The following is a 23,749-nucleotide window of genomic DNA, read 5'->3' on the forward strand; positions in this document are numbered from 1 at the left end:
TTTTCATACCCCTCTCATTTAAATAGTTTCTCTTTAGAAATGGTCATTAGATAAAGACAGCGAAAATGATCATTGACACAAATAAAATAGTCATATAGTTCAATGAATAGATGAACATCGTCTTCGCCCATTTCAGGTCATCAGCCACTTTAAATCCACGAATGGCTAAGACTAGCCAACCGATGTTCAAAAGTGTCGCTAAGATGATGAAGCCTGTCCCAAGTTCCATTAATAGGAATGGCAGAGGGAAAAGCATTACAACCCATGCAAGCATCGATTTTTTGGTTCGGTGAAAACCTTTGATTACCGGTAGCATCGGAATACCCGCTGCTCGATACTCTTCCGTCCGTTTCATAGCCAAAGCATAGAAATGCGGTGGCTGCCAAATGAACATGATCAGGAATAATGCCCAAGCTCCTGTGCCGAGTGTCGGTTCAACAGCAGCCCAACCGATCAGCGGCGGTATCGCACCAGAGATGCTCCCCACGATCGTATTGCTGACATGACGTCTTTTAGACCACATGGAATATAAGACGACATAAGCTAAAACTCCGGCAATCCCGAATAGACCAGCTGATACAGAAGCGGAAAACAAAAACAATTCGCCTATAACGATGAAAGAAACAGCTAGTGCCAATACAGCTGATGGCTTGAATCTTCCTGTCACTGTCGGACGTGCTTTCTTACTTTCCATTAACGGGTCTATATCCGTATCGATATAGTTGTTCATAGCTGCAGAACCCGCAATGATCAGTGCTGATCCGACGATGGTATAGACAAGGATATCCAGCTCGTTCAGAAAATGCCTGTCGGAAAACTGGAATGCGAGCCACAATCCTGTGAAGACCGTGATCAAATTGGAATTTACAATCCCAATTTTAATAAGTGCCAAAAAGTCTTTCAGGAATGTCGTCGCTTCCGGCGCTTCGTGTGTCTCTGCAGACATTGCCCGGCCGTTTGACATATAAGTCCCTCCTTTCAAAGTTGTAAGCATATTCCGCTAACCATAACTATATCTAAATTCCAGTTGTTTTTCTACATATAACTGAAATTTCCTGATAAAAGAGATGATTTCCACGCAATTGGTCTCACAAATATCCATCTCCTATCATACCTTAACGGTCACACTATTTTAAGATAGAAAAATAATAGTTTTTGAACAGTTTGTGAAGCTCCATTTATTATGTCCAAATCTTGAAAGTTTCCTCTATTGTTGATTTCTCGTTGTATTTTGAAGAAACATTCGCTATTATCGAGTATGCAGGTAGATGGACGTTGAAAAGTTTTCTATAGAAAAAGTAGGTGGTATTTTGCAGCAAAATAGATATATAAAATGGTTTGCCGTTGCGGCTACTATAGGTATGTTATTCATTCTTCTGGGTGGTGCTCTTGTCACCAAGACCGACAGCGGTATGGGATGTGGGCGAAATTGGCCAGATTGCAATGGCAAATTGATTCCGGATAATATCACACCTGAAGTTCTGATTGAATTTTCCCACCGCCTTGTAACAGGGGTCGTCGGCATATTGATCGTCATACTGGCAGTTTGGGCCTGGCGAAAATTCGGACATGTCCGGGAAACAAAATTCTTGGCAATCATGGCCGTTTTCTTTCTGGTTCTACAGGCATTGATTGGAGCAGCACAGGTTCTTTGGGGACAAGGTGATTTCATCTTAGCACTTCACTTCGGAATTTCCCTGCTGTCGTTCGCTTCCATCCTGCTTTTGACGCTGCTGATTTTCGAAGTGGACCGGAAGTTTGATGCAGATCGTTTGCAGATCGGCAAAAAACTCCGCTTTCATACGATAGCCGTCACTTTGTATTCCTATATCGTGGTTTATACCGGCGCATTGGTTCGCCATACGGAGTCAAGCCTCATTTGTTCGGATTGGCCGCTTTGCCGGAATGATGATTTTGCATTGCCGGGCAATATGTATGAATGGGTCCAGATGGGACATCGTGCTGCCGCCGGACTGATTGTCATTTGGCTGGGCTATATCGCCTGGCATGCAATCAAGCAATACAAGGATCAGCGCGTCATCTATTGGGGATGGACAATCGCTTTCATCATTGTGCTTCTTCAAGCGACAACCGGTATGCTGGTTGTCCTGACCAAGTTGAATTTAGTTGTGGCACTTCTTCACTCTCTCTTGATCTCCATGCTTTTTGGTCTACTGTGCTACATGGTACTCCTTGTCTCACGCAGCCGAATCAAAAAATCTTCATAAAAAAATGGCTGGCGCAAATGCGCCAGCCATTTTTTTATTTTTTCTCCATTTCAATCAGGAGATCTCCTGTAGAAATACCATCGTTGGCAACTACATGGATATCTTGGATCGTTCCATCGAACGGAGCTTGGACAGTCGTTTCCATCTTCATGGCTTCTGTCACCAGCAAATGATCGCCGCGTTTCACTTTAGCGCCTTTTTCCGTCAACACTTTTAATACAGTGCCCGGCATTGTCGCTGCAATATGGCTTTCGTTTGTCGGATTTGCCTTCGGTTTGGCCGTGCTATCCGTTTCCACCGTCATGTCCTGAATGCTGACTTCACGTGGCTGGCCGTTCAATTCAAAGTAGATGATGCGCGTTCCGTCTTTTTGCGGTTCGCCAATTGATACCATCTTAATCATCAAGGTTTTCCCTTTTTCGATCTCCACTTCGATTTCTTCGCCTAATCTCATTCCGTATAAGAACGTCAACGTGTCAAGAACGGATACATTACCGAATTGGACATTGGTTGCTGTATATTCTTCGAACACTTTTGGATAAAGTGCGTAAGCCAAAACTTCATGGCTTGTGATCGGTCGTTCCAATTTATCATACAAAGTTTTCTTGATTTCATCGAAATCTGCAGGTTCTAACAGTTCACCAGGACGAACTGTGATTGGCTCACGCTCTTTCAAGATGACTTTCTGCAGTTCTTCCGGGAATCCACCATGCGGCTGACCGATATAACCTTCAAAGAATTCAATAACGGATTCAGGAAAGTCGATCGTTTTCCCGCGGGAAATGACCGTTTCTTCATCCAGTTCATTTTGAACCATGAATAATGCCATATCCCCGACTACTTTTGAAGAAGGTGTCACTTTTACGACATCACCGAATAACAGGTTGACGCGCGAATACATCGTTTTAACTTCTTCCCAGCGCAGACCGAGACCTACTGCTTTTGACTGCTGTTGAAGATTGCTGTACTGGCCGCCCGGCATTTCATGTTCATAAACCTCAGAATGCGGGCTGTTCATGCCGCTTTCAAAGTCAACATAGTATTTGCGGACGTCTTCCCAATAATGGGACATTTTTTCTAGCCCTTTAACATCCGCTCGAACTTCACGGCCGCTTCCACTTGTTGCGTAGTAAAGTGAGTTGGAGCTTGGCTGGGAAGTCAAACCTGCCATCGATCCAAGAGCCGTATCAACGATATCCACACCTGCTTCAATGGCTTTCGAGTAAAGATAGATGCCGTTGCCGCTTGTATCATGTGTATGAAGGTGGATTGGCAGTGAAACCGTATCCTTTAATTCGGACACTAAACGATACGCCGCTTCCGGTTTTAAAAGACCAGCCATATCTTTGATGGCCAGAATATGAGCGCCTGCCGCTTCCAGTTCTTTTGCCATATCTTTGTAATATTGAACCGTATACTTGTCACGGCTCGGGTCAAGGATATCCCCAGTATAGCAAATCGCCGCTTCTGCGATTTTACCGGATTGACGGACTTCATCAATCGCCACTTCCATTCCTTTGATCCAGTTCAAGCTATCGAAAATACGGAATACATCGATTCCCGCATCGCCTGATTTCCGGACAAATTCACGGATGACATTATCGGGATAATTTTTATAGCCGACAGCATTTGCACCACGGAACAGCATTTGGAACAATACGTTCGGAATTTCCTGGCGAAGTTTGATCAGACGCTCCCATGGATCTTCTTTCAGGAATCTGTAAGACACATCAAAAGTTGCGCCTCCCCACATTTCCAATGAAAACAGATCGCTCTGCAAACGTGCAGTTTCTTTGGCAATTCCAAACAGGTCATGCGAACGGACGCGTGTAGCCAATAATGATTGGTGGGCATCCCGGAATGTCGTGTCTGTCAACAAGACATCTTCCTGCTCGTGAATCCATTTGGTCAACCCTTCTGCTCCCTGGAGATCAAAGATTTGTTTAGTACCGCTTGGTGCCGGTGCCGATAAATCGACTTCCGGTTTTCTCGGAGCGCCATAGATCGGCTTGTTTTTCTTTTCGATACCCGGGAAACCATTTACAGTGACGTTTCCAATATAGCTCAATAGCTTCGTACCACGATCTTTGCGAACCGGGAAGATGAACAATTCGGGTGTACTGTCGATAAAGCTGGTATCAAAATCACCTTTTATGAAATTCTGGTGTTTTACCACATTTTCCAGGAAAGGAATATTTGTTTTAATGCCACGAATCCGGAATTCCTGCAAGTTCCGGTCCATTTTAGCCGCCGCTTCTTTGAACGTCACTGCCCAAGTGGAGACTTTCACCAAAAGTGAATCATAATAGGGTGAAATGACCGCTCCCTGGAAACCATTACCTGCATCCAGACGGACACCGAAGCCGCCGCCTGAGCGGTATACCATCAATTTTCCTGCATCTGGCATGAAATCATTCAACGGATCTTCAGTCGTCACACGGGATTGGATCGCAAAGCCGAATAACGGTATATCACTCTGCTGAGGAATCCCCACTTCTTCACTATGGATCATATGCCCTCTCGCAATATGGATCTGCGCATGGACAATGTCGATGCCAGTAATCATCTCGGTAATCGTATGTTCCACTTGGATACGTGGATTTACTTCAATAAAGTAGAATTCATCATTAGCTACAAGAAACTCTACAGTTCCCGCGTTTATGTAGTTGATGTTTCTCATTAATTTGACTGCAGCATCACAAATTTCGTTGCGCAATTCCTCACTGATTGAATTTGAAGGTGCGATTTCCACGACTTTTTGATGACGGCGCTGAATCGAACAATCTCTTTCGTACAAATGGATGACGTTGCCATCTGAATCACCCAAAATTTGGACTTCAATGTGTTTTGGCTTATCAACAAATTTTTCAACATACATTTCATCTGAACCGAAAGCTGCTTTTGCTTCAGATTTCGCACGTTCATAGGCAGACGCCAACTCTTCATGAGATTTAACGATCCGCATTCCGCGACCGCCGCCACCTAGCGAGGCTTTGATCATCAAGGGAAAACCTGCTGTTTTGCTGAATTCTTCAACTTCCTCCAACGACTGTACAGGGCCATCTGTACCCGGAATAACGGGAATGCCTGCAGCTATTGCTTGCGTACGCGCTTTTACTTTGTCCCCAAACATATCCAAATGCTGTGAAGTCGGACCGATAAAGACAATTCCTTCTTCCTCACAGCGTCTTGCAAAATGGACATTTTCTGATAAGAAACCATAGCCGGGATGGATGGCATCTACATTGGAATCCTTTGCGATGCGGATAATGTCTTCAATATCCAAATAAGCATCGATCGGTTTTTTTCCTTTGCCAACCAAATAGGATTCGTCCGCTTTATAGCGGTGATATGAACCACTGTCTTCCTGAGAATAGATCGCAACTGTTTGAATTTTCAGTTCTGTACAAGCGCGGAAAATCCGTATAGCGATTTCTCCGCGGTTGGCCACCAAGATTTTGTTGATCTCCTTCACACCGCAGCACACCCTTTACTTTTTGGTTTTTTCGTATTTGTTGAACATGGAAACATTCATCAATACTCCCATAGCTAAAGATAACAAAATTACGGACGTTCCGCCATAGCTTATAAAAGGAAGTGTTACGCCAGTCAATGGAATAAGTCCTGTCAAGCCACCCAAATTCACAAAAGATTGGATTCCGATCATGCTCGCAACACCTGCTGCAAGCATTCTGGCCAACGGATCATGCGTCGTCATGGCAATCCAAAGTCCACGCAGAACAATAAACCCTAAACCGCCTAAAACAAATACGACACCCAACACGCCCAGCTCCTCAGCAATGACCGACATGATGAAATCGGTATGGGGTTCAGGCAGATAGCCCAACTTTTGGATGGACTGTCCGAGCCCTAATCCGCTCAACCCGCCAGAACCGATTGCCAGGTAACCATTGACTATCTGAAAACCAAAACCCAGCTCATCCGAGAATGGGTTAAAGAAAGCATCCAAACGGCCCAGCCGTTTTTCTGTAAAGATACTGTCGCCGGCAAAGATCATGAGCGGAACGATGAAGACTGATGCTGCTGCAATAAAGATGCCCGCAAGCCGAATAAACGGTTTTAAGCGGACGCCGCTCGCTGACATGACAGACAAGCCGACAGCCCCGATGATCAACATGGAACCAAGATCCGGTTCAAGAAAAACGGAAAACAGAACCAGAGTCAAAATAATGACCGGCGGTATAATCGATTCGTTTAATTTATTGATGGTGCCGTTATTGTATTTATTTGAAAAGACTCCGGCCAAGTATAAAATGATGCCGACTTTCGCTACTTCAGAAGGTTGTATATTGGCAAACCCAAGGCTGATCCAGCTTTTGGCGCCGCCGGCTGCGAAACCGATAAAATGGACAGCTATCAATCCGGAAAAGACAACCGTCAAGATGGTCACCATCATCCAGCGTTTCTTAAAATGCTTATACGGAAAAACAGCAGCAATCGCGAAGACCGGGAAGGCGATTGCCAGATTTATCAATTGCTGTATGTAGAAACGGTCTGGCTCTGAGCCATAATAATTGACCGACCAGGCCATGCTTGAACTGTAAATCATGATCAAACCGAATATCGTTAAGGCCAAATAAGTGATAAGTAAAGGATAATCGAAAAACTTTGCGTACTTCTTGATGTAAGATTTCATTTTTATACCTCTTTTAATTTGATGGATGTTGAATTAGTAAAAAAACTCAAACAAAATTCGTTTGAGTTTTAGATCATTTATTTGTATACGCTTCGTGAAGAATTGAAAGTTTCTTTTCTAGCGTATCCATTAAATTTTTTCCAGCCTCACGTTCGATGAGTCCCAGCTTAACCGCAAAATCGATTTCGCGTGAAAGACCGAACATTTGGGTGTCAAGCACCTCTTCATATAAAGGACAAGATGGCAACGTCAAATGATCCATTTGCACCTTGATTAACTGCTCGATTTTTTCTGCATCAGCTTTGAGGAGTTCTAAAGCCTTTAGATGGTATGTTTGTTCTTCTGTATGTTCCATGAGGACTCCCCCATTTTATGAGTTTTCTTCTCTATTTTCCTGTTTAAAGTGTATCTTTTAAGCAAGGAAAATGCAAGCCTCTATATGAAAGAGATGAATCCCTTTGGGAACTTGACACAAAAAGGTATACTGTTAGAAGAGTGATTATTTAAATGGAGGGTTTACCCATGGAATTTATCGTACCTTTTAAAGGTGAAGTGAAATTTAAGCTGATACTGGATCCGACAGTGTGGATTTTTGATGACCGGAAATTGAATTTAGAGACGTATTTCCAGGAAGAGCGAATCGAAAAAGACGAACTCGAAGAATATAAACGTGGAATGGGCGAACACTGGTCCCGGGAAATTATGGAAGGCAACACCGTACCCCCAACTTTAAACTCAGAAAAAACCTACAAGAGCAAAGAAAAAAAGGAAATGCTGACAGGCACATTCGGTATCGTGTTTAAGCCATTTCTACTGAATGCGGAACCTTACGAACATACAAAACGTGTGATTTTCGAAACTTTGCACGGAGAATTCGAGTTTCCAATTGAGCATGCTGAACAATTAATCTTCAAGTTCAGTGAAAAAGGCCAGCCCCTGAAAGAAGACGGTCCTGTCCATGTTCTTCTTCCGGATGGCTCCAACCAGGAAAATCCCATTACCGATATCCAAGCCATCCGATTCGAATAGGAGTGATTCACCATGCGTGTACAATGCGTAATCTGCGACAAGATTGAGGAATTAGTGGATGATACCTTGCAGGCTAAGCGTCTGCGCAACAGGCCCATCCATACCCATATGTGCAATGAATGCCATGACCGGATCACCGAAAGGACCAAGGAGCGCCTGGCTACCGGTTCTTTCCACTTTTACCGCAGTTCCCGCAGCATTGAGGATGACTTCTGATGAAGCTGTTAAAAGGCATCTGGATTGGATTTTGGAGCGGGTTGATTTTAGGTCTTCTACTGAAATGGATTCAATCCGTCACTGGCGAACAAGTCTATACCCTTCTACTGAACGTAGATTTTATTCCGTTGATCGGCGATGTGCAATGGTCAGAGATAACTGAATTCATTTTTCACATGAGCATTTCGCTGTTCATCGGTGTGGTCTTTGTCTATCTGGCAAAAAGACGCAACTATTCGTTTGGCCAATTGGTGATTATCAGTCTTCTTTTGTCCATCCCTTTCCCGTTTCTCTATTTTCTATTATCCTGGCTAGCCGTCGAAGCTGACGTGCCGGCTCCCACTGATTTGGGGGCGTTCCTTTATTGGATGTTCGCCCATCTCACATATGCTTTGCTGTTGCCGATCCTCTACAAAACTTTTGAACGCAAAAACGCTGTATCTCAATGAGATACAGCGTTTTCGCGTTTTTCGCGCCATAGGCGGATTTTGTAAAGAATCAGTATAAGCGCCGCAATAATGAGCCCTTCCACTATCGGCAGGAAAAAGGCAAGAAATGTGAGCCCTAAACCACCGACAGCCAGGAATAGGCCGATCATTGCATTTTTTCCAATAGATAACTTCTTAGCAAACCCTAATTTATAGACGAATGCCGAGAGCAGGAAAATCACCGCAAATAATGCGTATCCCGCCATTTCAAAACTCGGCAGACTCTGGTATAGAACTCGGGCTACCGGATACATATTGTCATAGACAAAAGCTTGATCGTCCACGGGCTATACATCCTTCCCATTCACTTATTCTTCGATGGCGACTTTCTTTTTCTTAGCCATACGCTCACGTTCGTTTTTATCAAGAATTTTTTTGCGCAAACGAATGGTTTGTGGAGTGATTTCGCAATACTCATCATCATTCAAGTATTCAAGCGCTTCTTCAAGACTCATCAAACGTGCTTTTTTCATTGTTGTTGTCTGGTCTTTGTTAGCTGAACGAATGTTGGTTGCAGCTTTTATTTTGACGATATTTACGGTTAGGTCGCTATCGCGGTTATGTTCTCCGACGATCATGCCTTCGTAGATTTCAGCACCGACTTCAACAAATGCAGTTCCACGATCTTCGATGCCCATCAAGCCGTAAGTCGAAACTTTACCGCGCTCCATAGATACCAATACACCTTGACGGCGTCCACCGACACGGCCAGAAGCAACTGGCTGGTAGCTGTCGAATGTATGGTTGATGATTCCGTAGCCACGTGTCTGTGTCAGGAATTCAGTTGTGTAACCGATCAAGCCACGTGCTGGTACGTTAAACACAAGACGGACTTGTCCGCTTCCGTTATTGATCATATCCAACATTTCGCCTTTACGCTCACCCAAGGATTCGATGATTGCTCCTGTGTATTCTTCAGGCACGTCTACTTGAACGCGTTCTACTGGCTCGCAGCGAACTCCGTCAACCATACGGACAATAACTTCAGGTTTTGAAACTTGAATTTCAAATCCTTCACGGCGCATATTTTCGATCAAGATCGATAAATGCAGTTCTCCGCGTCCAGAAACTACCCAAGCATCAGGTGAATCAGTTGGATCCACACGCAAGGAAACATCGGTTTCCAGTTGGGCATCCAAGCGTTCCTGAATTTTTCTTGACGTAATATATTTCCCTTCTTTACCTGCAAATGGGCTGTTGTTGACAAGGAAAGTCATTTGCAAGGTCGGCTCATCGATGCGCAGGATCGGTAATGCTTCCTGATGATCTGCAGGACAGACCGTTTCACCTACGTTGATATCCTCCATACCTGAAACAGCAATCAGATCGCCAGCTTCAGCTTTTTGGATTTCAACGCGTTTAAGTCCCATGAAACCATGGATTTTAGTAACTCGGAAGTTTTTCACTGCTCCATCAAGTTTCATCAATGCTACAGACTGTCCGACTTCGATCGTCCCGCGGAATACACGGCCGATACCGATACGTCCAACATAGTCATTGTAGTCAAGTAGAGCAACCTGGAACTGAAGTGGCTCATCTCTGTTATCGATGGGCGCTGGGACGTGTTCCAAAATGGCATCATAAATGACCTGCATATTTTCTTCCTGGTCTGCAGGATCAGCAGAAAGGCTTGCTGTACCATTCATACCTGATGCAAAGATAACCGGGAATTCCAATTGGTCGTCATTTGCTTCAAGCTCGATGAACAATTCGATAACTTCATCAACCACTTCTTCAGGACGTGCGAAGTCGCGGTCAATTTTGTTGACGACAACGATTGGTTTCAAGTTCTGCTCAAGAGCTTTTTTCAAAACAAAACGTGTCTGTGGCATACAGCCTTCATAAGCGTCGACTACTAAAAGGACACCATCTACCATTTTCATGATACGTTCAACTTCTCCGCCGAAATCAGCGTGTCCAGGAGTATCCAGAATGTTGATTTTAGCGTCTTTATACTGGATCGCAGTATTTTTCGCAAGAATTGTAATTCCGCGTTCTCTTTCAATATCATTCGAGTCCATAGCACGTTCATCAACGTGTTCATTTGAACGGAAAGTTCCGGATTGTTGTAGAAGTTGGTCCACCAAAGTTGTTTTACCATGGTCAACGTGGGCAATAATTGCAATGTTTCTTAAGTCGTTACGTAAGTTAGTCATATTTTCACTCCAATATTCTTTTTTCATGCCTATAACTGTGCTAGTATAGCACATATAGGTGTAAAACCCTAAGATTTTATTTCAGGCAATAAGCTACAGGAGGAAAATCGCGTGATAAGCTTAGTTAAAAACATAAAATGGATTTTTGTACTGTATTCCTTGGCAGCAATTGTGGCGATGGTCGGAATCGGTTTGGCTATTGGCCTGCGCAGTGTCTTGGGCATATTCGCAGCAATCTTGCTATTGGGTCTGGTCATGGGCATGGGCTTCAAAAAGAAAAAAGAAATGCGGGAAGCCGGATTACTATAAGTATAAAAAAAGATGCGGAAATCCGCATCTTTTTTTACTTGATTTTGATATATTTTTTCAACAGCTCCTGGTGAATAGCCGGATTAGCGGCGATAAACGTATCCTGTTTCAATAAGTTCGCCGGGTCGCCTTTGAAGTTCGTAGTGACCGCACCAACTTCCTGCGCAATGACCATGCCACCCGCAATATCCCATGGTGACAATCTCATGGAAATATAGGCATCGACACGTCCGCTTGCTAAATAGGCAAGCTCCAGTGCAGCAGATCCGTAAGAACGCATGCCCCGTACGTCGCGGATCAATTGGATGGTTGCTTCATGGTCCAGATAGCGGTTCGGCACTGCCCACGTCGCATTCATAGCGACGATCGATTCAGTTATCACCGTTTCCATCAGAGGTCTCAGCTGCTCATCATTGTAATAAGCGCCTCCATCCTTTATCCCGTGATATAAATCATCATTAACAACGTCATAGATATAGCCAAGTTTGCCGATTCCGTCTTCATATATGCCAAGTGAAATAGCGAAATTGCGTTTCTGATGAACAAAATTCATCGTGCCGTCAATCGGATCGAGCAGCCAGATGGCCCCTTCCGAACTTTGGATATCGTCGCCGAACCCTTCTTCTCCGAAGATCCGATGTCCCGGAAAGTCCCTGCGGATACGTCCAATAAAAAATTGCTCGATTTCCTTGTCGATATTCGTCACCAAATCGTTGGCGTTTGATTTTGATTCGATGGTGATATCAGTCAAAAACGAATTGCGGATCCGATGCCCCGCTTCTTTGATCAGTGATTTTATGTATAAATCCATAGCATGTAAATCCATGTATGTATCCCTCCTCATTTGTTACAGTATAACGAAAAAGGCATCTGCTGTCTTACTTCAGCAGATGCCTTTAATGTATAGACGTATTAGAGCGCATGAAGGGCCTCCAGTTCTACGTGAATCTCTTGAAGCCGCTGCTTGCTTTTTGAGATTTGATGATCGTCTTTCTGCTGCATCGCATCAAATAATGAAGCAAGTTCATAATCAAGTTCTAATTTCAGCACATGTACATATTCTTTCTCTACATCCGCTTTGCGGATTATCTGAATCATCTGTTTCATAATGAGCACCCCTTTCTCATCATACTCCGAAAATTCTGACTAATCGTGTTACAAGTATTATAATACCACTTTTCTTTAATGAAATCCATTGGCAGAAACGTATTTATATTCTTTTTTCCCAAACTTCGTTAAAATGAAACCTGATTACCTAAATTAAAGGAGGATATTTACTTGAAGCCTTATTGGAATGACCAGGATTTCGAAGTTTTCAACACTCCTGGCCTCGATGCCAGGATGTCAGCACTCACGGAATATGTCCGTCCGAAGTTCCAGGAACTAGGGACTGAGTTCTCATCTTTCTTCTCTGGAAAAACCGGAGATGAGTTTTTCCCTCATGTAGCAAAGCATATGAGGAGGACGGTCAATCCCCCCAATGATAGCTGGGTGGCTTTTGCTCCTTACAAAAGAGGCTATAAAGCAGTTCCCCATTTTCAGATTGGCATGTGGGAAAGCCATGTATTCGTTATTTTGGCTGTAATTTACGAAGCGCCCAATAAATCCACAATGGCTGAAAACCTTCTGCACTCCGAAGTATTGGACCTCTTATCAGGAGACTTTGCCGCTTCCGGGGACCATATGAAACCCCAGGCCGATTCCTTAATCGAATTAGGGGAAGAAGGCATCGAAAAATTATTGATCCGCCTGCGTGATGTCAAAAAAGGAGAATTTGTTATCGGGCGGCATTTGTGTAGAGAACAGGCTGCTTCTTTAACGAAAGAACAGTTTCTCCGATTTGCTGAAGAAACTTTCGAGGCCCTTCTTCCTGTTTACCATACTTTGCTCCAACCAATAAAAGAACCTGTCAGCCGCTGAGGCTGCAGGTTCTTTTTCTGCTAGATCTTATTCACCTTGATGATTTCGTCGCCGGTTCCTGCCTTCATTTCTTTTATGGCTGGGAAACATGCATAGCCGCTTTCTTCTTCGAATTCGCGGAAATAGGTTTTTTCTTCTGAAATTGCAGGTACCACTTGCTTAAACTTCCGGTAACGCGTCAAGAGGTCCTGTCTGCTGATGCCTTTTTCATATGCCCGTTCGATGCCTTCGAAAAAACTGACGACATCAATGATTTCTTCTGTTGTCCATTCAATTGAAAATGGATAGGAATAATCCATCTTTTCACCCCTCTTTTCATTCAGTGGCTGACCATTTTTTCCGGATTTCTTCAGCCTGTCGGACCATTTCCTCAATCAGTTCCTGGACTGTCGGCACGTCTTTGATCAATCCCGTCACTTGTCCGGCCCAGCCGAAGCCCTGATCCTTTTCTCCATTATAGATGAATCGCTTATTGGCTTCACCGCTGATGTATTCTTTCAAGGCTTCATAGGTCGGCGTCTTGCTTTCAATCTCGAGAATTTTATCCGTCCAGCTGCTCCGCAATGTCCTAGCAGGTGCGCCGATGCTTCGCTTGATGATGACTGTATCGTTTTCAGAACTGTTGATCAGCTGCTCTTTATAAGCTTCTGAAGCATGGACACATTCTTTGGTGGCGATAAAGCGCGTCCCCATCTCAATGCCTTCAGCACCGAGGGCAAGAGCCGCCATCCAACCGCGTCCGTCTCCGATCCCGCCCGAAGCGATGACCGGAATGTTCACAGCGTCGACTACCTGCGGAATCAGCACCATCGTACCGATGTCGTCACGCCCTAAATGTCCGCCGCCTTCGTGCCCCACGACCATCACAGCATCCGCCCCGAGGCTTTCCGCTTTTTCAGCCTGTCTCCTGGCAGCCACAAGGACCAGTTTTTTGATATCCGTTCCTTTTAGCTGCTCGAATATCGGGGTCGGATTTCCGCCTGTCATCGAGACGACCGGCACCTTTTCTTCGATCGCCACATCTAGCATATGCGAAAATGCACGGCCATGATCGCCAATCGCAAAATTAACACCAAAAGGCTTGTCCGTCAATTCTCTTACTTTTTGAATTTCTTTCCGCAGCTCTTCAGGCGTAGAAAGGCTCATCGCCGTAATTTGTCCCAGCCCACCTGCGTTTGAAACAGCTGCCGCCAATTCTGCATAAGCTAAATATGCCAAGCCTCCCTGAATAATGGGATAGCGGATGTTCAATAGCTCAGTCACCCTCGTTTTGAATTCCATGAACTCACTCCTTTTCTCTCTGTATGTCATGTATTCGCTTCCACCACAGAAAATCCTTTTATTTTTTACTATAGGCCATGGCATCATGCTATAATTCTTTTTGTTTTCATTTTATTAAGTGAGGTGGGCTAATCATTGTCTCAATTAGAAACTCCGTTATTTGATGCGCTTTTGAAGCATCGAAACCGGCACCCGATCCAATTCCATATTCCTGGCCACAAAAAGGGCCAAGGCGTCGATCCTGCATTCAGGGAATTTGTCGGCGATAATATTTTATCCATTGATTTGATTAATATCGCCCCGCTGGACGATTTACATTCTCCAAAAGGTGCCATTAAAGACGCGCAGGAACTGGCTGCCAAAGCATTCGGCGCGGATCATACATTCTTTTCGGTACAGGGTACAAGCGGTGCCATCATGACCATGATTTTGAGTGTGGTCGGTCCCAACGACAAGATACTCGTGCCGCGAAATGTTCATAAATCCATTATGTCGGCCATAGTCTTTGCCGGCGCCATTCCGATTTTCATCCATCCGGAAGTTGATCCGGAACTCGGAATCTCCCACGGCATTTCTGCAGAAGCTGTAGAAAAGGCGATGAACGAATACCCTGATGCCAAAGCGGTGCTGGTCATTAATCCTACTTATTTCGGCGTAGCCGCTGATTTGAAGCGGATTGTCGATATCGCCCATTCACGCAATGTACCTGTTTTGGTCGATGAAGCACACGGCGTCCACATCCATTTCCATAAATCCCTCCCAATTTCCGCGATGGCGGCAGGAGCGGATATGGCAGCAACTTCTGTCCACAAGCTTGGTGGATCCATGACACAAAGTTCAGTACTCAACGTACGGGAAGGCCTGGTCTCACCTAAACGCGTCCAGTCCACGCTATCGATGCTGACGACAACTTCGACTTCATATCCGATTCTGGCATCCCTTGACACTGCTCGCCGCCAATTGGCGATTCATGGCTTTGACCTGATCGACCAGGCCATCCGCCTGGCTCAGGACGCCCGCAAACGCATCAATAAGATTCCACATCTGCACTGCGTCGGCAAAGAGGTATTGAATTCGTCAGCCACTTTCGACATGGATCCGACGAAGCTGTTGATCAGCGTTAAAAACCTGGGCATCACCGGGCATCAAGCTGAGGAATGGCTGAGGGAAAACGCCAATATCGAAATCGAACTTTCCGATTTGTATAATATTCTTTGCCTGGTGACAATCGGCGACACCCGCAAGGAATTGAATCTGCTGTTAAATGCTCTTCAGCGCATGAGCGAAGCATTCGACAGTGAGGCCGCTGTCATCGAACCTGTCGTTCTGCTGCCGGATATTCCACGGCTTGCTATGACACCACGAGACGCTTTCTACGCGACTACCGAAGTCATTTCAATCAATGATGCTGTCGGCCGCATTTCAGCTGAATTCATCATGGTCTATCCGCCGGGCATCCCTATTTTCATTCCTGGGGAAATCATTACCGAAGAAAACATCAATTACATCCACATGAACGTCGCTGCCGGTTTGCCTGTCCAGGGGCCGGAAGACGATACATTGCAGATGCTGCGCGTCATCAAGGAGCAGCAGGCGATCAGGTAAGAACCACAAAAAGATCCAAGAGCCGATGCTCTTGGATCTTTTTTAAATGCCTTCTATTGCTGCCGGATCTACAAAGCCATAGCCTTTATCCTTCAAGCCCTGAATGATGCCTGGAAGGGCTTCTGACGTCCATTCGCGGTCATGCATTAAAAGATTGGCGCCGTTGTTTAAGTACTCGGTATTGACCATGATGTCTGTTAAGGATTGGGCATCCCGGTACTGCTGTTCCCAATCATAGCCATATGTCCAATTCATGAGGACCATTTTCTGCTCCTGAACAAGCTGTTTGCTGAAATCCGTATTCGCTCCATGTGGTGCCCGGAAGAATTTCGGCTTTTCACCGATGATCCCTTCGATCGTTTCATTCAATTGCAGAATTTCTTCCTTTTGCTGTTGTTCAGTAAGATCCTTTAAGTTCGGATGGCTGTTGGTATGATTGCCGATTGCAAAACCCATTTCATGAAGCTGCTTCAATTGCTGCTTTTCTTCATCCGTGTCCAAAAAATGCCCATTGACGAAAAAGATCGCTGGGATATCTTGGTTTTTCAAGGTTTCCGCCATCTCCATAGCGTGTTTGTCCGGTGCATCATCAATTGTCACCAGTACGACTTTTTCTGCAGCATCTGCTATTGGCTGCACGGACCAATTAGCAGTATTGACGCGGTATTGCGGTTCGGCCACTGCCACTTCTTGAGTCTCTTGTTCTTTTTTTTCCTCCTTCGGTTCAGCTGCTTTTTCACTTTCTTCAGCTTTTTCTTCAATTGCTGTTTGATCTACAACGGGTTCTTTCTCTTCAACTGATGGTTTGTCGTTTTCTCCGTTGCACGCAGCCAGTAAAATCAGCGTAGCTGCAAGTATCATCCATCGTTTATGTATCAATACGACCACCCCATTTCTAAACAAATCTTACCATGGCTAGCTCATTTTTTCCAAAAAAAAAGAAGCCGCATAAGCGGCTTCCTATCAGTTATTTAACGATATGAATCGGTGTTCCAAGAGCTACTTCTGCAGCTTCCATTGTAATTTCAGCAAGTGTCGGATGCGCATGGATGGTCATTGCGATATCTTCCACTGTCATTCCAGCTTCGATTGCAAGGCCAAGCTCAGCGATCATGTCTGATGCGCCGGCTCCAACGATCTGTGCTCCTAACAGCAAGCCGTCAGATTTGCGTGAAACCAGTTTCACGAATCCTTCAGTTGCGTTTAATGAAAGAGCACGGCCGTTTGCAGCGAATGGGAATTTCGCAGCCGCAGCTTCGAATCCTTCTTCTTTTGCCTGTTCTTCAGACAAACCTACGCTTGCAAGTTCCGGATCTGTAAAGCAGACAGCCGGAATAGCCATATAATCAACTTCAGACTTCTCGCCTGCAATTGCTTCTGCAGCAATTTTGCCTTCATATGAAGCTTTATGAGCCAACTGAAGTCCTGCCACTACATCACCGATTGCATAGATATTCGGGATGTTCGTGCGGCATTGCTTATCGACTTCAATCAAACCACGGTCCGTCATTTTAACGTTCACTTCTTCAAGACCCATTTCGTCTGTATTCGGACGACGGCCAACCGTTACAAGAACATAATCAGCTTCAAGCGTTTTTTCTTCCCCGCCTGCTTCATAAGTAACTTTAACGCCTGAATCAGTTTCCTCTACACCCTTAGCCGATGCTTTAGTGATGACTTCTACGCCTTTTTTCTTCAATCCTTTTTTAACGATTGCTGTCATCTGTTTTTCGAATCCAGCTAAGATATCAGGAGCGCCTTCAAGAATCGTTACTTCAGAACCCATGTTTGCAAATGCAGTACCAAGCTCTGTACCGATATAACCGCCGCCGATAACGACAAGTTTTTTAGGAAGCTCAGTAAGTGCCAAAGCTCCAGTTGAATTAATCACGCGTTTTGTAAATTTAAACGTCGGGATTTCAACAGGACGAGACCCAGTAGCGATAATTGCATTTTTGAATTTATACGTCTGCGCTGAATTGTCATCCATCACACGAACTGTATTTTCATCAACGAAATAGGCTTCTCCACGAAGGATTTCGACTTTATTGCCTTTAAGAAGAGATTCAACACCGCCAGTCAATTTCTTCACGACGCCATCTTTAAATGCCTGTGCTTTTTCAAAGTTGAGTGAAACTTCTTTGGCAACGATCCCCATATCTTCTGAATGTTGAGCTTCCTCAAAACGGTGCCCAACAGAAATCATCGCTTTTGAAGGGATACAACCGACATTCAAGCAAACGCCGCCGATATATTCCTTTTCAACGATTGTTACTTTTTGGCCAGTTTGTGCTGCGCGAATAGCTGCAACATAACCGCCAGGGCCTGAGCCGATTACAAGCGTGTCTGTTTCGATCGGAAAATCTCCTACTACCATAAGTTTTACGCCTCCATTAATAGTAATTCAGGTTGACTTAATAAACGTTTAATGTGATTTAACGCGTGTTGTGCTGTTGCTCCATCGATCATTCTGTGATCGAAGCTCAATGATAATGCTAACACAGGTGCCGCTACAATTTCACCATTTTTAATTACAGGCTTTTCTGCAATCCGACCAATTCCAAGAATTGCCACTTCCGGATGGTTGATAACCGGCGTGAACCATTGCCCACCGGCAGAACCGATATTCGTAATCGAGCATGAAGCGCCTTTCATTTCAGCAGCAGATAATTTACCATCACGCGCTTTTGTTGCCAACCCGTTGATTTCATCGGAAATGGCGAATACGGATTTACGGTCTGCGTTTTTGATGACAGGTACCATCAAGCCTTTTTCTGTGTCGGCTGCAATACCGATATTGAAGTAATGCTTCTGGATAACTTCGCTTGTTTCATCATCAAATGATGTGTTCAAGGCTGGGAATTCACGCAATGTGCTGACCAGCGCTTTCACCACATATGGCAAATAAGTGAGTTTGATTTCTTTTTCTGCAGCAATGTCCTTGAACTTTTTGCGGTGTGCCACCAATTCAGTGACATCCACTTCGTCCATCAAAGTTACGTGAGGAGCGGTATGTTTTGAATGGACCATTGCTTTAGCGATCGCCTTGCGGATACCGGACATTTTCTCACGGGTTTCAGGGAATTCCCCTTCAGGAGCTGCCGCAGCTTTTGGTGCCGCTGCAGCTTTTTCAGTGCTTTCTTCTGCCGCTTCCTGTGGTGCTTCCTCAGAAGCTGCAGGTGTTGCCGCTTTTTGGTCACCTTTCATGAAGGCTTCCACATCTTCTTTTAGAATGCGGCCATTATTGCCGGATCCTGAAACTTGTTTGATATCCACATCGTTGTCGCGCGCAAACTTGCGGACAGACGGCATAGAAATGACGCGCGCATTTGGATCAGATTCTTCTTTAGCATCCGCTTGCGGCTGAGCTCCAGCGCCAGTCTTCTCTTCAGGCTTGCCATCTTCGGCCGGAGCTTTTTCGACATCTTGCCCGGATTCGGCTGTACCTGATTGAACCTGCTCTTCCGTTTCTTCCTTCACTTCAGGAGCGGCTTCTTTTTTATCGCCTTGCTCTTCATCTTCTCCACCATCAGCATCAGGTGCATCAATACGGATCAAAACATCGCCTACTACAGCAACTGTCCCTTCCTCCACCAATACTTCTTCAACTGTTCCTGAAACCGGTGATGGAATTTCAACGACCGCCTTGTCATTTTGCACTTCAACAAGAATATCGTCTTCTTCGATTGTATCTCCTGCTTTTACGAACCATTTTACGATTTCACCTTCATGGATACCTTCTCCGATATCAGGCAAACGAAATTCAAAAGCCATATATTTCACCCTTCCGTTTCTGTCTATTTTAAAACGTAAGTACTTTTTTAGCTGTCTCTACTATATCATTCGCATTCGGAAGCCAAACTTGCTCTGCTTGTGAGAATGGGAATATGGAATCCGGCGCGGTTACGCGAAGAACCGGTGCATCCAGGCTCAAAATTGCACGGTCTGTGATTTCAGCCACGACACTCGCTGCGATTCCAGCTTGTTTTTGAGCTTCCTGAACGACCATAGCGCGTCCAGTTTTTTCTACAGAAGCGATGATTGTTTCAATATCAAGCGGCTGGATGGTGCGAAGGTCAACCACTTCAACCGAGTAGTTTTCTTTTTCAAGTGCTTCTGCCGCTTTGATACTTTCCTGCACCATTGCGCCGTAAGCGATAATCGTTAAATCTTTGCCTTCACGTTTCACATCCGCTTTACCGAGAGGAATCGTATATTCTTCTTCTGGCACTTCCTGGCGGAAAGAACGGTATAGCTTCATATGCTCAAGGAAAATGACCGGATCGTTGTCGCGGATTGCTGAAATCAACAAACCTTTTGCATCGTACGGTGTAGACGGAATGACTACTTTTAGCCCTGGCTGAGCCGCCATTAATCCTTCCAATGAATCAGCATGCATTTCTGGTGTGTGGACACCGCCGCCGAACGGCGAACGAATTGTCACTGGCGAATTCAGGCTCCCGCCGCTGCGGAAACGCATGCGTGCCATTTGGCCGCTGATCGAATCCATCACTTCAAAAACAAAACCGAAAAACTGGATTTCCGGAACAGGTCTGAATCCCTGCAAAGCAAGACCAATTGCAAGGCCGCCAATTCCAGATTCCGCCAAAGGTGTATCGAAGACACGATCTTCTCCGAATTCTTTCTGCAAACCTTCCGTTGCACGGAATACCCCACCGTTATTTCCTACATCTTCACCGAAAACAAGAACATTTTCATCGTTCTTCATCTCTGTTTTCAGAGCGTCGGTAATCGCTTGGATCATTGTTAATTGTGCCATGGCTTACTTCGACTCCTTTGCTTTATAGATATCCATCTGCTCTTGCACGTTGAACGGCAGCTCTTCATACATGAATCCAAGCAAATCTGTAACTTTTTGCTTCGGAGCGCCATCTGCTTTTTTGATTGCCGCTTTGATTTCTTCTTTAGCTCTATCCATTACTTCAGTTTCTTTCGCTTCATCCCAGATGCCTTTCGCTTCCAGGTATTTACGGAAACGGACAAGCGGATCTTTCTTTTCCCATTCGCTGTCGATATCCGATGTACGATAGCGTGTCGGGTCATCCCCAGCCATCGTATGCGGTCCATAACGATAACAGAAAGTTTCAATCAGCGTCGGACCTTCTCCTTTGATTGCGCGTTCGCGTGCGTCGCGCGTCACCGCGTAAACAGCCAATGGATCCATGCCATCGACAAAGACACCCGGGATCCCAGCAGCTACAGCTTTTTGAGCAATTGTTTTAGCGGCTGTCTGAGCATCGCGCGGAGTCGAGATTGCGTATTGATTGTTTTGGACAATAAAGATAGCCGGTGCACGGAAAGCTCCGGCAAAATTGATTCCTTCGTAGAAATCGCCCTGTGAAGAACCGCCTTCTCCTGTGTAAGTTACTGCAACAGCTTCTTTTTTGCGCTTCTGCATACCCAGCGCAACGCCCGTAGCCTGGATGAACTGAGCGCCGATGATGATTTGCGGCGGCAGAACATTCAAGCCTTCAGCCATTTGATTCCCCATGAAATGCCCACGGGAGAAAAGAAATGCCTGGTGAAGCGGCCATCCATGCCAGATCAATTGCGGTACATCACGATAACCCGGCAAAATGAAATCTTCTTTCGACAAAGCAAAATGAGAGGCCAATTGAGAAGCTTCCTGTCCTGCTGTCGGAGCATAGAATCCAAGGCGTCCCTGACGATTTAATGAAATAGAACGCTGATCAAGGATTCGCGTATACACCATACGAGTCATCAATTCCTGAAGATCTTCATCCGATAGTTTCGGGTCTGCCTCTTCATTGACGATTTTGCCTTCTTCGTTCAAAATCTGAACCATTTCAAACTTTTCTTCGATTGCATTAAGCGTTTCCACTGGATCGAACTGCTGTGATTTTTTCGCAGCCATAAAAGCAACTCTCCTTTTTATCTGTATTAAAATAATTACCCATTGTTTATGATACAATTGCACATTCTTTATCAGTATACGTTACAAAAATAACTCGGTCAATCATAGAGAACCTAACATTTTCGGACAATAGTAATAATAAGATAATTCGAATATCCGAAACTGTATCAGTTAATTTTAGGACCTGTATTATAATACAGCAGCGTTTCTGCCCATCTTTTATAGCACAGAAAAAGCGACCGTAAAGGCCGCTTATTCCTCGCTTTCATTTAATTTTTCCATTGTTTCGTCCTTCAAGTCATTCACCTGTTGTGTTAACTCATTGAACGCTGTAACAGCCAACTGGACCTGCTCGTTTTGCTCATTCACTTCTGCAGCTTTCTCCTGAAGCATTTGCAATTTGCTTTCTTCATCCTTCAATAGTTCATACAGTTCTTTTTGGCGAGCGACCAACTCTTCATAGGCTGTTGTAAACTCATCATGGGCAGCAAAGCGTTCCTGCATTTTTGCTTTCAGCGCTTCCAGATCCGTTTTTACAGATTCCTCTTCTGCTTCTTCGATTACTTGGTCGATTTCAGTAAAACTCTCTTCAGCCGATTCCATCGACTCTTTTTCAGTCTGTAAAAACTCCAAGCGTTCATCTGCAGAATCAAGTGCTTCCTGAGCCTGCTCTGCCACCTGCTCCTGTTCTTCTTGAGTCAGAGCCATGATTTCTTCAAACAATTGCTGTTCCTTTTTTTCCCGCTCCTCGAGATCATCCTGCACTGCACGATATTCTTCTTCAGCATCGAAAGTATCATTCAGAACGCCATCCAAATCTTCCCTGATGCCCGAACCTGAACAGGCAGACAACAATAGAAAAACAGATAAACTAACCGCCATCCCCAATTTCTTCATCTGATTCACCCCTTAATTACCATGAATTAACTATAGTATGCAGAGGATTAAAATACAACTCCACCCAATAGCTTTTTCTTTTTTCAAAACCACTGATTTACGTTATACTAAATTGTATAGCAAGCCATTTGAAAGGATGAAATCACTTGATACGAATGAAAGACATAATACGTGAGGGTCATCCTACACTCAGAAAACGCGCTGAGGAAGTGAAGTTTCCACTTTCTGAAGCAGATCGAAAATTGGGTGAAGACCTTATGGAATACGTAGTGAACAGCCAAGATGATGAATTGGCTGAAAAATACGATTTGCGCCCCGGTGTGGGAATTGCTGCGCCTCAAATAAATGAAGCGAAACGGATATTCGCCTTGCATTTCGATGAAACTTCTGGAGAAAATCTCAGCCTGATCGCAGTGAATCCTAAAATCGTCAGCCATTCAGTAGAAAAAGCTTATTTAGCAGCTGGAGAAGGCTGCTTATCAGTAGACCGTGCAATTCCAGGTTATGTACCAAGATATGCCCGAATCACCATCAAGGCATTCAATTTGGATGGCGAAGAAATCAAGATGCGCTTAAAAGGCCTTCCAGCGATTGCCTTCCAACATGAACTTGATCACTTGAATGGGGTCATGTTCTTCGATCACATCGATTCCAAAAACCCTTTCGCCAAAATTGAAAATGCTATCGCAATCGAAAGAGACTCGGCTGAGTAAGCCGAGCCTCTTTTTTTCATTTATTTCAGCGAGCCTTAAGTTCCACAGTTAATGGGCGCTTCCGCTTTTCTCATTGTCCAGACTCCAGCAGCTAGCTCGTTGGGTCATAAGCCAACCCAGCTAAGTGGCAAAGAGCGCCACTCCGCTGGTCTGACTTATGCCCGGCAGAGCTGGACAGCTGCTTCCGCTTTTCTCATTGTCCAGACTCCAGCAGCTAGCTCTTTGGGTCATAAGCCAACCCAGCTATGTGGCAAAGAGCGCCACTCCGCTGGTCTGTCTTATGCCCGGCAGAGCTGGACAGCTGCTTCCGCTTTTCTCATTGTCCAGACTCCAGCAGCTAGCTCGTTGGGTCAT

The 23,749-nt window shown here is 44.9% G+C and carries 24 protein-coding genes; 8 read left to right on the top strand and 16 right to left on the bottom strand.

The annotated features are described in order from the left end of the window. Nucleotides 1-46: 46 nt before the first annotated feature. Complete coding sequence (cyoE, locus tag K8U60_RS02050) at nt 47-964, bottom strand: heme o synthase (protein ID WP_223633581.1); 918 nt, start codon at nt 962-964, stop codon at nt 47-49. A gap of 346 nt (nt 965-1,310) precedes the next feature. On the opposite strand from cyoE, the gene K8U60_RS02055 reads away from it, so the two are divergent. Beyond that, the gene (locus K8U60_RS02055; protein ID WP_317851895.1) at nt 1,311-2,228 is read left to right on the top strand and encodes a COX15/CtaA family protein; all 918 of its coding nucleotides are present in this window, start codon (nt 1,311-1,313) and stop codon (nt 2,226-2,228) included. Nucleotides 2,229-2,262: 34 nt separating this feature from the next. Here K8U60_RS02055 and pyc read toward each other — a convergent pair whose 3' ends face one another. The 3 genes from pyc to K8U60_RS02070 form a co-directional block, all read right to left on the bottom strand. Beyond that, nucleotides 2,263-5,703: a pyruvate carboxylase gene (gene pyc / locus K8U60_RS02060; RefSeq protein ID WP_223633586.1), complete on the bottom strand. Its 3,441-nt coding sequence runs from the start codon at nt 5,701-5,703 to the stop codon at nt 2,263-2,265. 15 nt (nt 5,704-5,718) lie between these two features. Further along, the gene (locus K8U60_RS02065; protein ID WP_223633589.1) at nt 5,719-6,885 is read right to left on the bottom strand and encodes an FtsW/RodA/SpoVE family cell cycle protein; all 1,167 of its coding nucleotides are present in this window, start codon (nt 6,883-6,885) and stop codon (nt 5,719-5,721) included. A gap of 73 nt (nt 6,886-6,958) precedes the next feature. Further along, a complete protein-coding gene (locus tag K8U60_RS02070; RefSeq protein ID WP_058384833.1) occupies nt 6,959-7,240 on the bottom strand; it encodes an Fpa/YlaN family protein in 282 nt (93 codons plus the stop codon). Nucleotides 7,241-7,407: 167 nt separating this feature from the next. Between K8U60_RS02070 and K8U60_RS02075 the strand changes: the two genes are divergently transcribed. From K8U60_RS02075 to K8U60_RS02085, 3 genes are read left to right on the top strand one after another with little or no spacing between them, the layout of a single operon-like run. Further along, nucleotides 7,408-7,914 (top strand): peptidyl-prolyl cis-trans isomerase, encoded by a 507-nt coding sequence (locus K8U60_RS02075; RefSeq protein WP_223633592.1) that lies wholly within the window; start codon nt 7,408-7,410, stop codon nt 7,912-7,914. A 12-nt stretch (nt 7,915-7,926) separates the two neighbouring features. Then, on the top strand, nt 7,927-8,130 hold the full coding sequence (locus K8U60_RS02080) for a YlaI family protein (protein ID WP_223633595.1): 204 nt from the start codon (nt 7,927-7,929) through the stop codon (nt 8,128-8,130). After that, nucleotides 8,130-8,579 (top strand): hypothetical protein, encoded by a 450-nt coding sequence (locus tag K8U60_RS02085; protein ID WP_223633611.1) that lies wholly within the window; start codon nt 8,130-8,132, stop codon nt 8,577-8,579. Before K8U60_RS02080 ends, K8U60_RS02085 begins: the two co-directional genes overlap by 1 nt. Here the strand turns inward: K8U60_RS02085 and K8U60_RS02090 are convergent. Continuing rightward, nucleotides 8,573-8,902: a YlaH-like family protein gene (locus K8U60_RS02090; RefSeq protein ID WP_223633616.1), complete on the bottom strand. Its 330-nt coding sequence runs from the start codon at nt 8,900-8,902 to the stop codon at nt 8,573-8,575. The two genes, K8U60_RS02085 and K8U60_RS02090, sit on opposite strands and share 7 nt — an antisense overlap. Before the next feature lie 24 nt (nt 8,903-8,926). After that, nucleotides 8,927-10,774, bottom strand: a complete 1,848-nt coding sequence (gene typA, locus K8U60_RS02095; protein ID WP_223633619.1) for a translational GTPase TypA — start codon at nt 10,772-10,774, stop codon at nt 8,927-8,929. 111 nt (nt 10,775-10,885) lie between these two features. Here typA and K8U60_RS02100 point away from each other — a divergent pair, with 111 nt between their 5' ends. After that, nucleotides 10,886-11,083: a YlaF family protein gene (locus K8U60_RS02100; protein WP_223633623.1), complete on the top strand. Its 198-nt coding sequence runs from the start codon at nt 10,886-10,888 to the stop codon at nt 11,081-11,083. Nucleotides 11,084-11,117: 34 nt separating this feature from the next. Here the strand turns inward: K8U60_RS02100 and K8U60_RS02105 are convergent, their stop codons facing one another. Continuing rightward, complete coding sequence (locus tag K8U60_RS02105; RefSeq protein ID WP_223633626.1) at nt 11,118-11,909, bottom strand: inositol monophosphatase family protein; 792 nt, start codon at nt 11,907-11,909, stop codon at nt 11,118-11,120. Between the two features lie 86 nt (nt 11,910-11,995). Then, on the bottom strand, nt 11,996-12,190 hold the full coding sequence (locus K8U60_RS02110) for a hypothetical protein (RefSeq protein WP_223633629.1): 195 nt from the start codon (nt 12,188-12,190) through the stop codon (nt 11,996-11,998). Nucleotides 12,191-12,361: 171 nt separating this feature from the next. Here K8U60_RS02110 and K8U60_RS02115 point away from each other — a divergent pair, with 171 nt between their 5' ends. Continuing rightward, nucleotides 12,362-13,003, top strand: coding sequence for a YktB family protein (locus tag K8U60_RS02115; RefSeq protein WP_223633631.1), 642 nt, complete (start codon nt 12,362-12,364; stop codon nt 13,001-13,003). A 20-nt stretch (nt 13,004-13,023) separates the two neighbouring features. Here the strand turns inward: K8U60_RS02115 and K8U60_RS02120 are convergent, their stop codons facing one another. Further along, nucleotides 13,024-13,302 carry a UPF0223 family protein gene (locus K8U60_RS02120; protein WP_223633649.1) on the bottom strand — a complete coding sequence of 93 codons (279 nt, stop codon included), beginning with the start codon at nt 13,300-13,302 and terminating at the stop codon, nt 13,024-13,026. A gap of 16 nt (nt 13,303-13,318) precedes the next feature. Further along, complete coding sequence (locus K8U60_RS02125) at nt 13,319-14,284, bottom strand: NAD(P)H-dependent flavin oxidoreductase (RefSeq protein WP_223633652.1); 966 nt, start codon at nt 14,282-14,284, stop codon at nt 13,319-13,321. Between the two features lie 135 nt (nt 14,285-14,419). Here K8U60_RS02125 and K8U60_RS02130 point away from each other — a divergent pair, with 135 nt between their 5' ends. Then, nucleotides 14,420-15,889, top strand: coding sequence for an aminotransferase class I/II-fold pyridoxal phosphate-dependent enzyme (locus tag K8U60_RS02130; protein ID WP_223633655.1), 1,470 nt, complete (start codon nt 14,420-14,422; stop codon nt 15,887-15,889). A gap of 42 nt (nt 15,890-15,931) precedes the next feature. Here K8U60_RS02130 and K8U60_RS02135 read toward each other — a convergent pair whose 3' ends face one another. The 6 genes from K8U60_RS02135 to K8U60_RS02160 form a co-directional block, all read right to left on the bottom strand. Next, on the bottom strand, nt 15,932-16,768 hold the full coding sequence (locus K8U60_RS02135; protein WP_223633658.1) for a polysaccharide deacetylase family protein: 837 nt from the start codon (nt 16,766-16,768) through the stop codon (nt 15,932-15,934). An 88-nt stretch (nt 16,769-16,856) separates the two neighbouring features. Next, nucleotides 16,857-18,266 (bottom strand): dihydrolipoyl dehydrogenase, encoded by a 1,410-nt coding sequence (lpdA, locus tag K8U60_RS02140; protein ID WP_223633662.1) that lies wholly within the window; start codon nt 18,264-18,266, stop codon nt 16,857-16,859. A gap of 5 nt (nt 18,267-18,271) precedes the next feature. Next, nucleotides 18,272-19,663, bottom strand: coding sequence for a dihydrolipoamide acetyltransferase family protein (locus K8U60_RS02145; RefSeq protein ID WP_223633664.1), 1,392 nt, complete (start codon nt 19,661-19,663; stop codon nt 18,272-18,274). Nucleotides 19,664-19,691: 28 nt separating this feature from the next. Further along, nucleotides 19,692-20,669: an alpha-ketoacid dehydrogenase subunit beta gene (locus tag K8U60_RS02150; RefSeq protein WP_223633667.1), complete on the bottom strand. Its 978-nt coding sequence runs from the start codon at nt 20,667-20,669 to the stop codon at nt 19,692-19,694. A gap of 3 nt (nt 20,670-20,672) precedes the next feature. Continuing rightward, complete coding sequence (pdhA, locus tag K8U60_RS02155) at nt 20,673-21,785, bottom strand: pyruvate dehydrogenase (acetyl-transferring) E1 component subunit alpha (protein ID WP_223633670.1); 1,113 nt, start codon at nt 21,783-21,785, stop codon at nt 20,673-20,675. A 252-nt stretch (nt 21,786-22,037) separates the two neighbouring features. Then, entirely contained in the window at nt 22,038-22,682 is a 645-nt protein-coding gene (locus tag K8U60_RS02160; protein ID WP_223633673.1) for a YkyA family protein, read from the bottom strand. A 146-nt stretch (nt 22,683-22,828) separates the two neighbouring features. Between K8U60_RS02160 and def the strand changes: the two genes are divergently transcribed. Beyond that, nucleotides 22,829-23,395: a peptide deformylase gene (gene def, locus K8U60_RS02165; RefSeq protein WP_223633676.1), complete on the top strand. Its 567-nt coding sequence runs from the start codon at nt 22,829-22,831 to the stop codon at nt 23,393-23,395. Nucleotides 23,396-23,749 lie beyond the last annotated feature (354 nt).

This window comes from Planococcus circulans (assembly GCF_020023385.1).
Taxonomy (GTDB): Bacteria; Bacillota; Bacilli; order Bacillales_A; family Planococcaceae; genus Planococcus.

Bases quoted from the DNA above. Each gene is read 5' to 3' on its own strand.
- cyoE (WP_223633581.1), bottom strand. From the start codon at position 964: ATGTCAAACGGCCGGGCAATGTCTGCAGAGACACACGAAGCGCCGGAA.
- K8U60_RS02065 (WP_223633589.1), bottom strand. From the start codon at position 6,885: ATGAAATCTTACATCAAGAAGTACGCAAAGTTTTTCGATTATCCTTTA.
- K8U60_RS02070 (WP_058384833.1), bottom strand. From the start codon at position 7,240: ATGGAACATACAGAAGAACAAACATACCATCTAAAGGCTTTAGAACTC.
- K8U60_RS02075 (WP_223633592.1), top strand. From the start codon at position 7,408: ATGGAATTTATCGTACCTTTTAAAGGTGAAGTGAAATTTAAGCTGATA.
- K8U60_RS02080 (WP_223633595.1), top strand. From the start codon at position 7,927: ATGCGTGTACAATGCGTAATCTGCGACAAGATTGAGGAATTAGTGGAT.
- K8U60_RS02085 (WP_223633611.1), top strand. From the start codon at position 8,130: ATGAAGCTGTTAAAAGGCATCTGGATTGGATTTTGGAGCGGGTTGATT.
- typA (WP_223633619.1), bottom strand. From the start codon at position 10,774: ATGACTAACTTACGTAACGACTTAAGAAACATTGCAATTATTGCCCAC.
- K8U60_RS02105 (WP_223633626.1), bottom strand. From the start codon at position 11,909: ATGGATTTACATGCTATGGATTTATACATAAAATCACTGATCAAAGAA.
- K8U60_RS02110 (WP_223633629.1), bottom strand. From the start codon at position 12,190: ATGAAACAGATGATTCAGATAATCCGCAAAGCGGATGTAGAGAAAGAA.
- K8U60_RS02120 (WP_223633649.1), bottom strand. From the start codon at position 13,302: ATGGATTATTCCTATCCATTTTCAATTGAATGGACAACAGAAGAAATC.
- K8U60_RS02125 (WP_223633652.1), bottom strand. From the start codon at position 14,284: ATGGAATTCAAAACGAGGGTGACTGAGCTATTGAACATCCGCTATCCC.
- lpdA (WP_223633662.1), bottom strand. From the start codon at position 18,266: ATGGTAGTAGGAGATTTTCCGATCGAAACAGACACGCTTGTAATCGGC.
- K8U60_RS02145 (WP_223633664.1), bottom strand. From the start codon at position 19,663: ATGGCTTTTGAATTTCGTTTGCCTGATATCGGAGAAGGTATCCATGAA.
- K8U60_RS02150 (WP_223633667.1), bottom strand. From the start codon at position 20,669: ATGGCACAATTAACAATGATCCAAGCGATTACCGACGCTCTGAAAACA.
- pdhA (WP_223633670.1), bottom strand. From the start codon at position 21,785: ATGGCTGCGAAAAAATCACAGCAGTTCGATCCAGTGGAAACGCTTAAT.
- K8U60_RS02160 (WP_223633673.1), bottom strand. From the start codon at position 22,682: ATGAAGAAATTGGGGATGGCGGTTAGTTTATCTGTTTTTCTATTGTTG.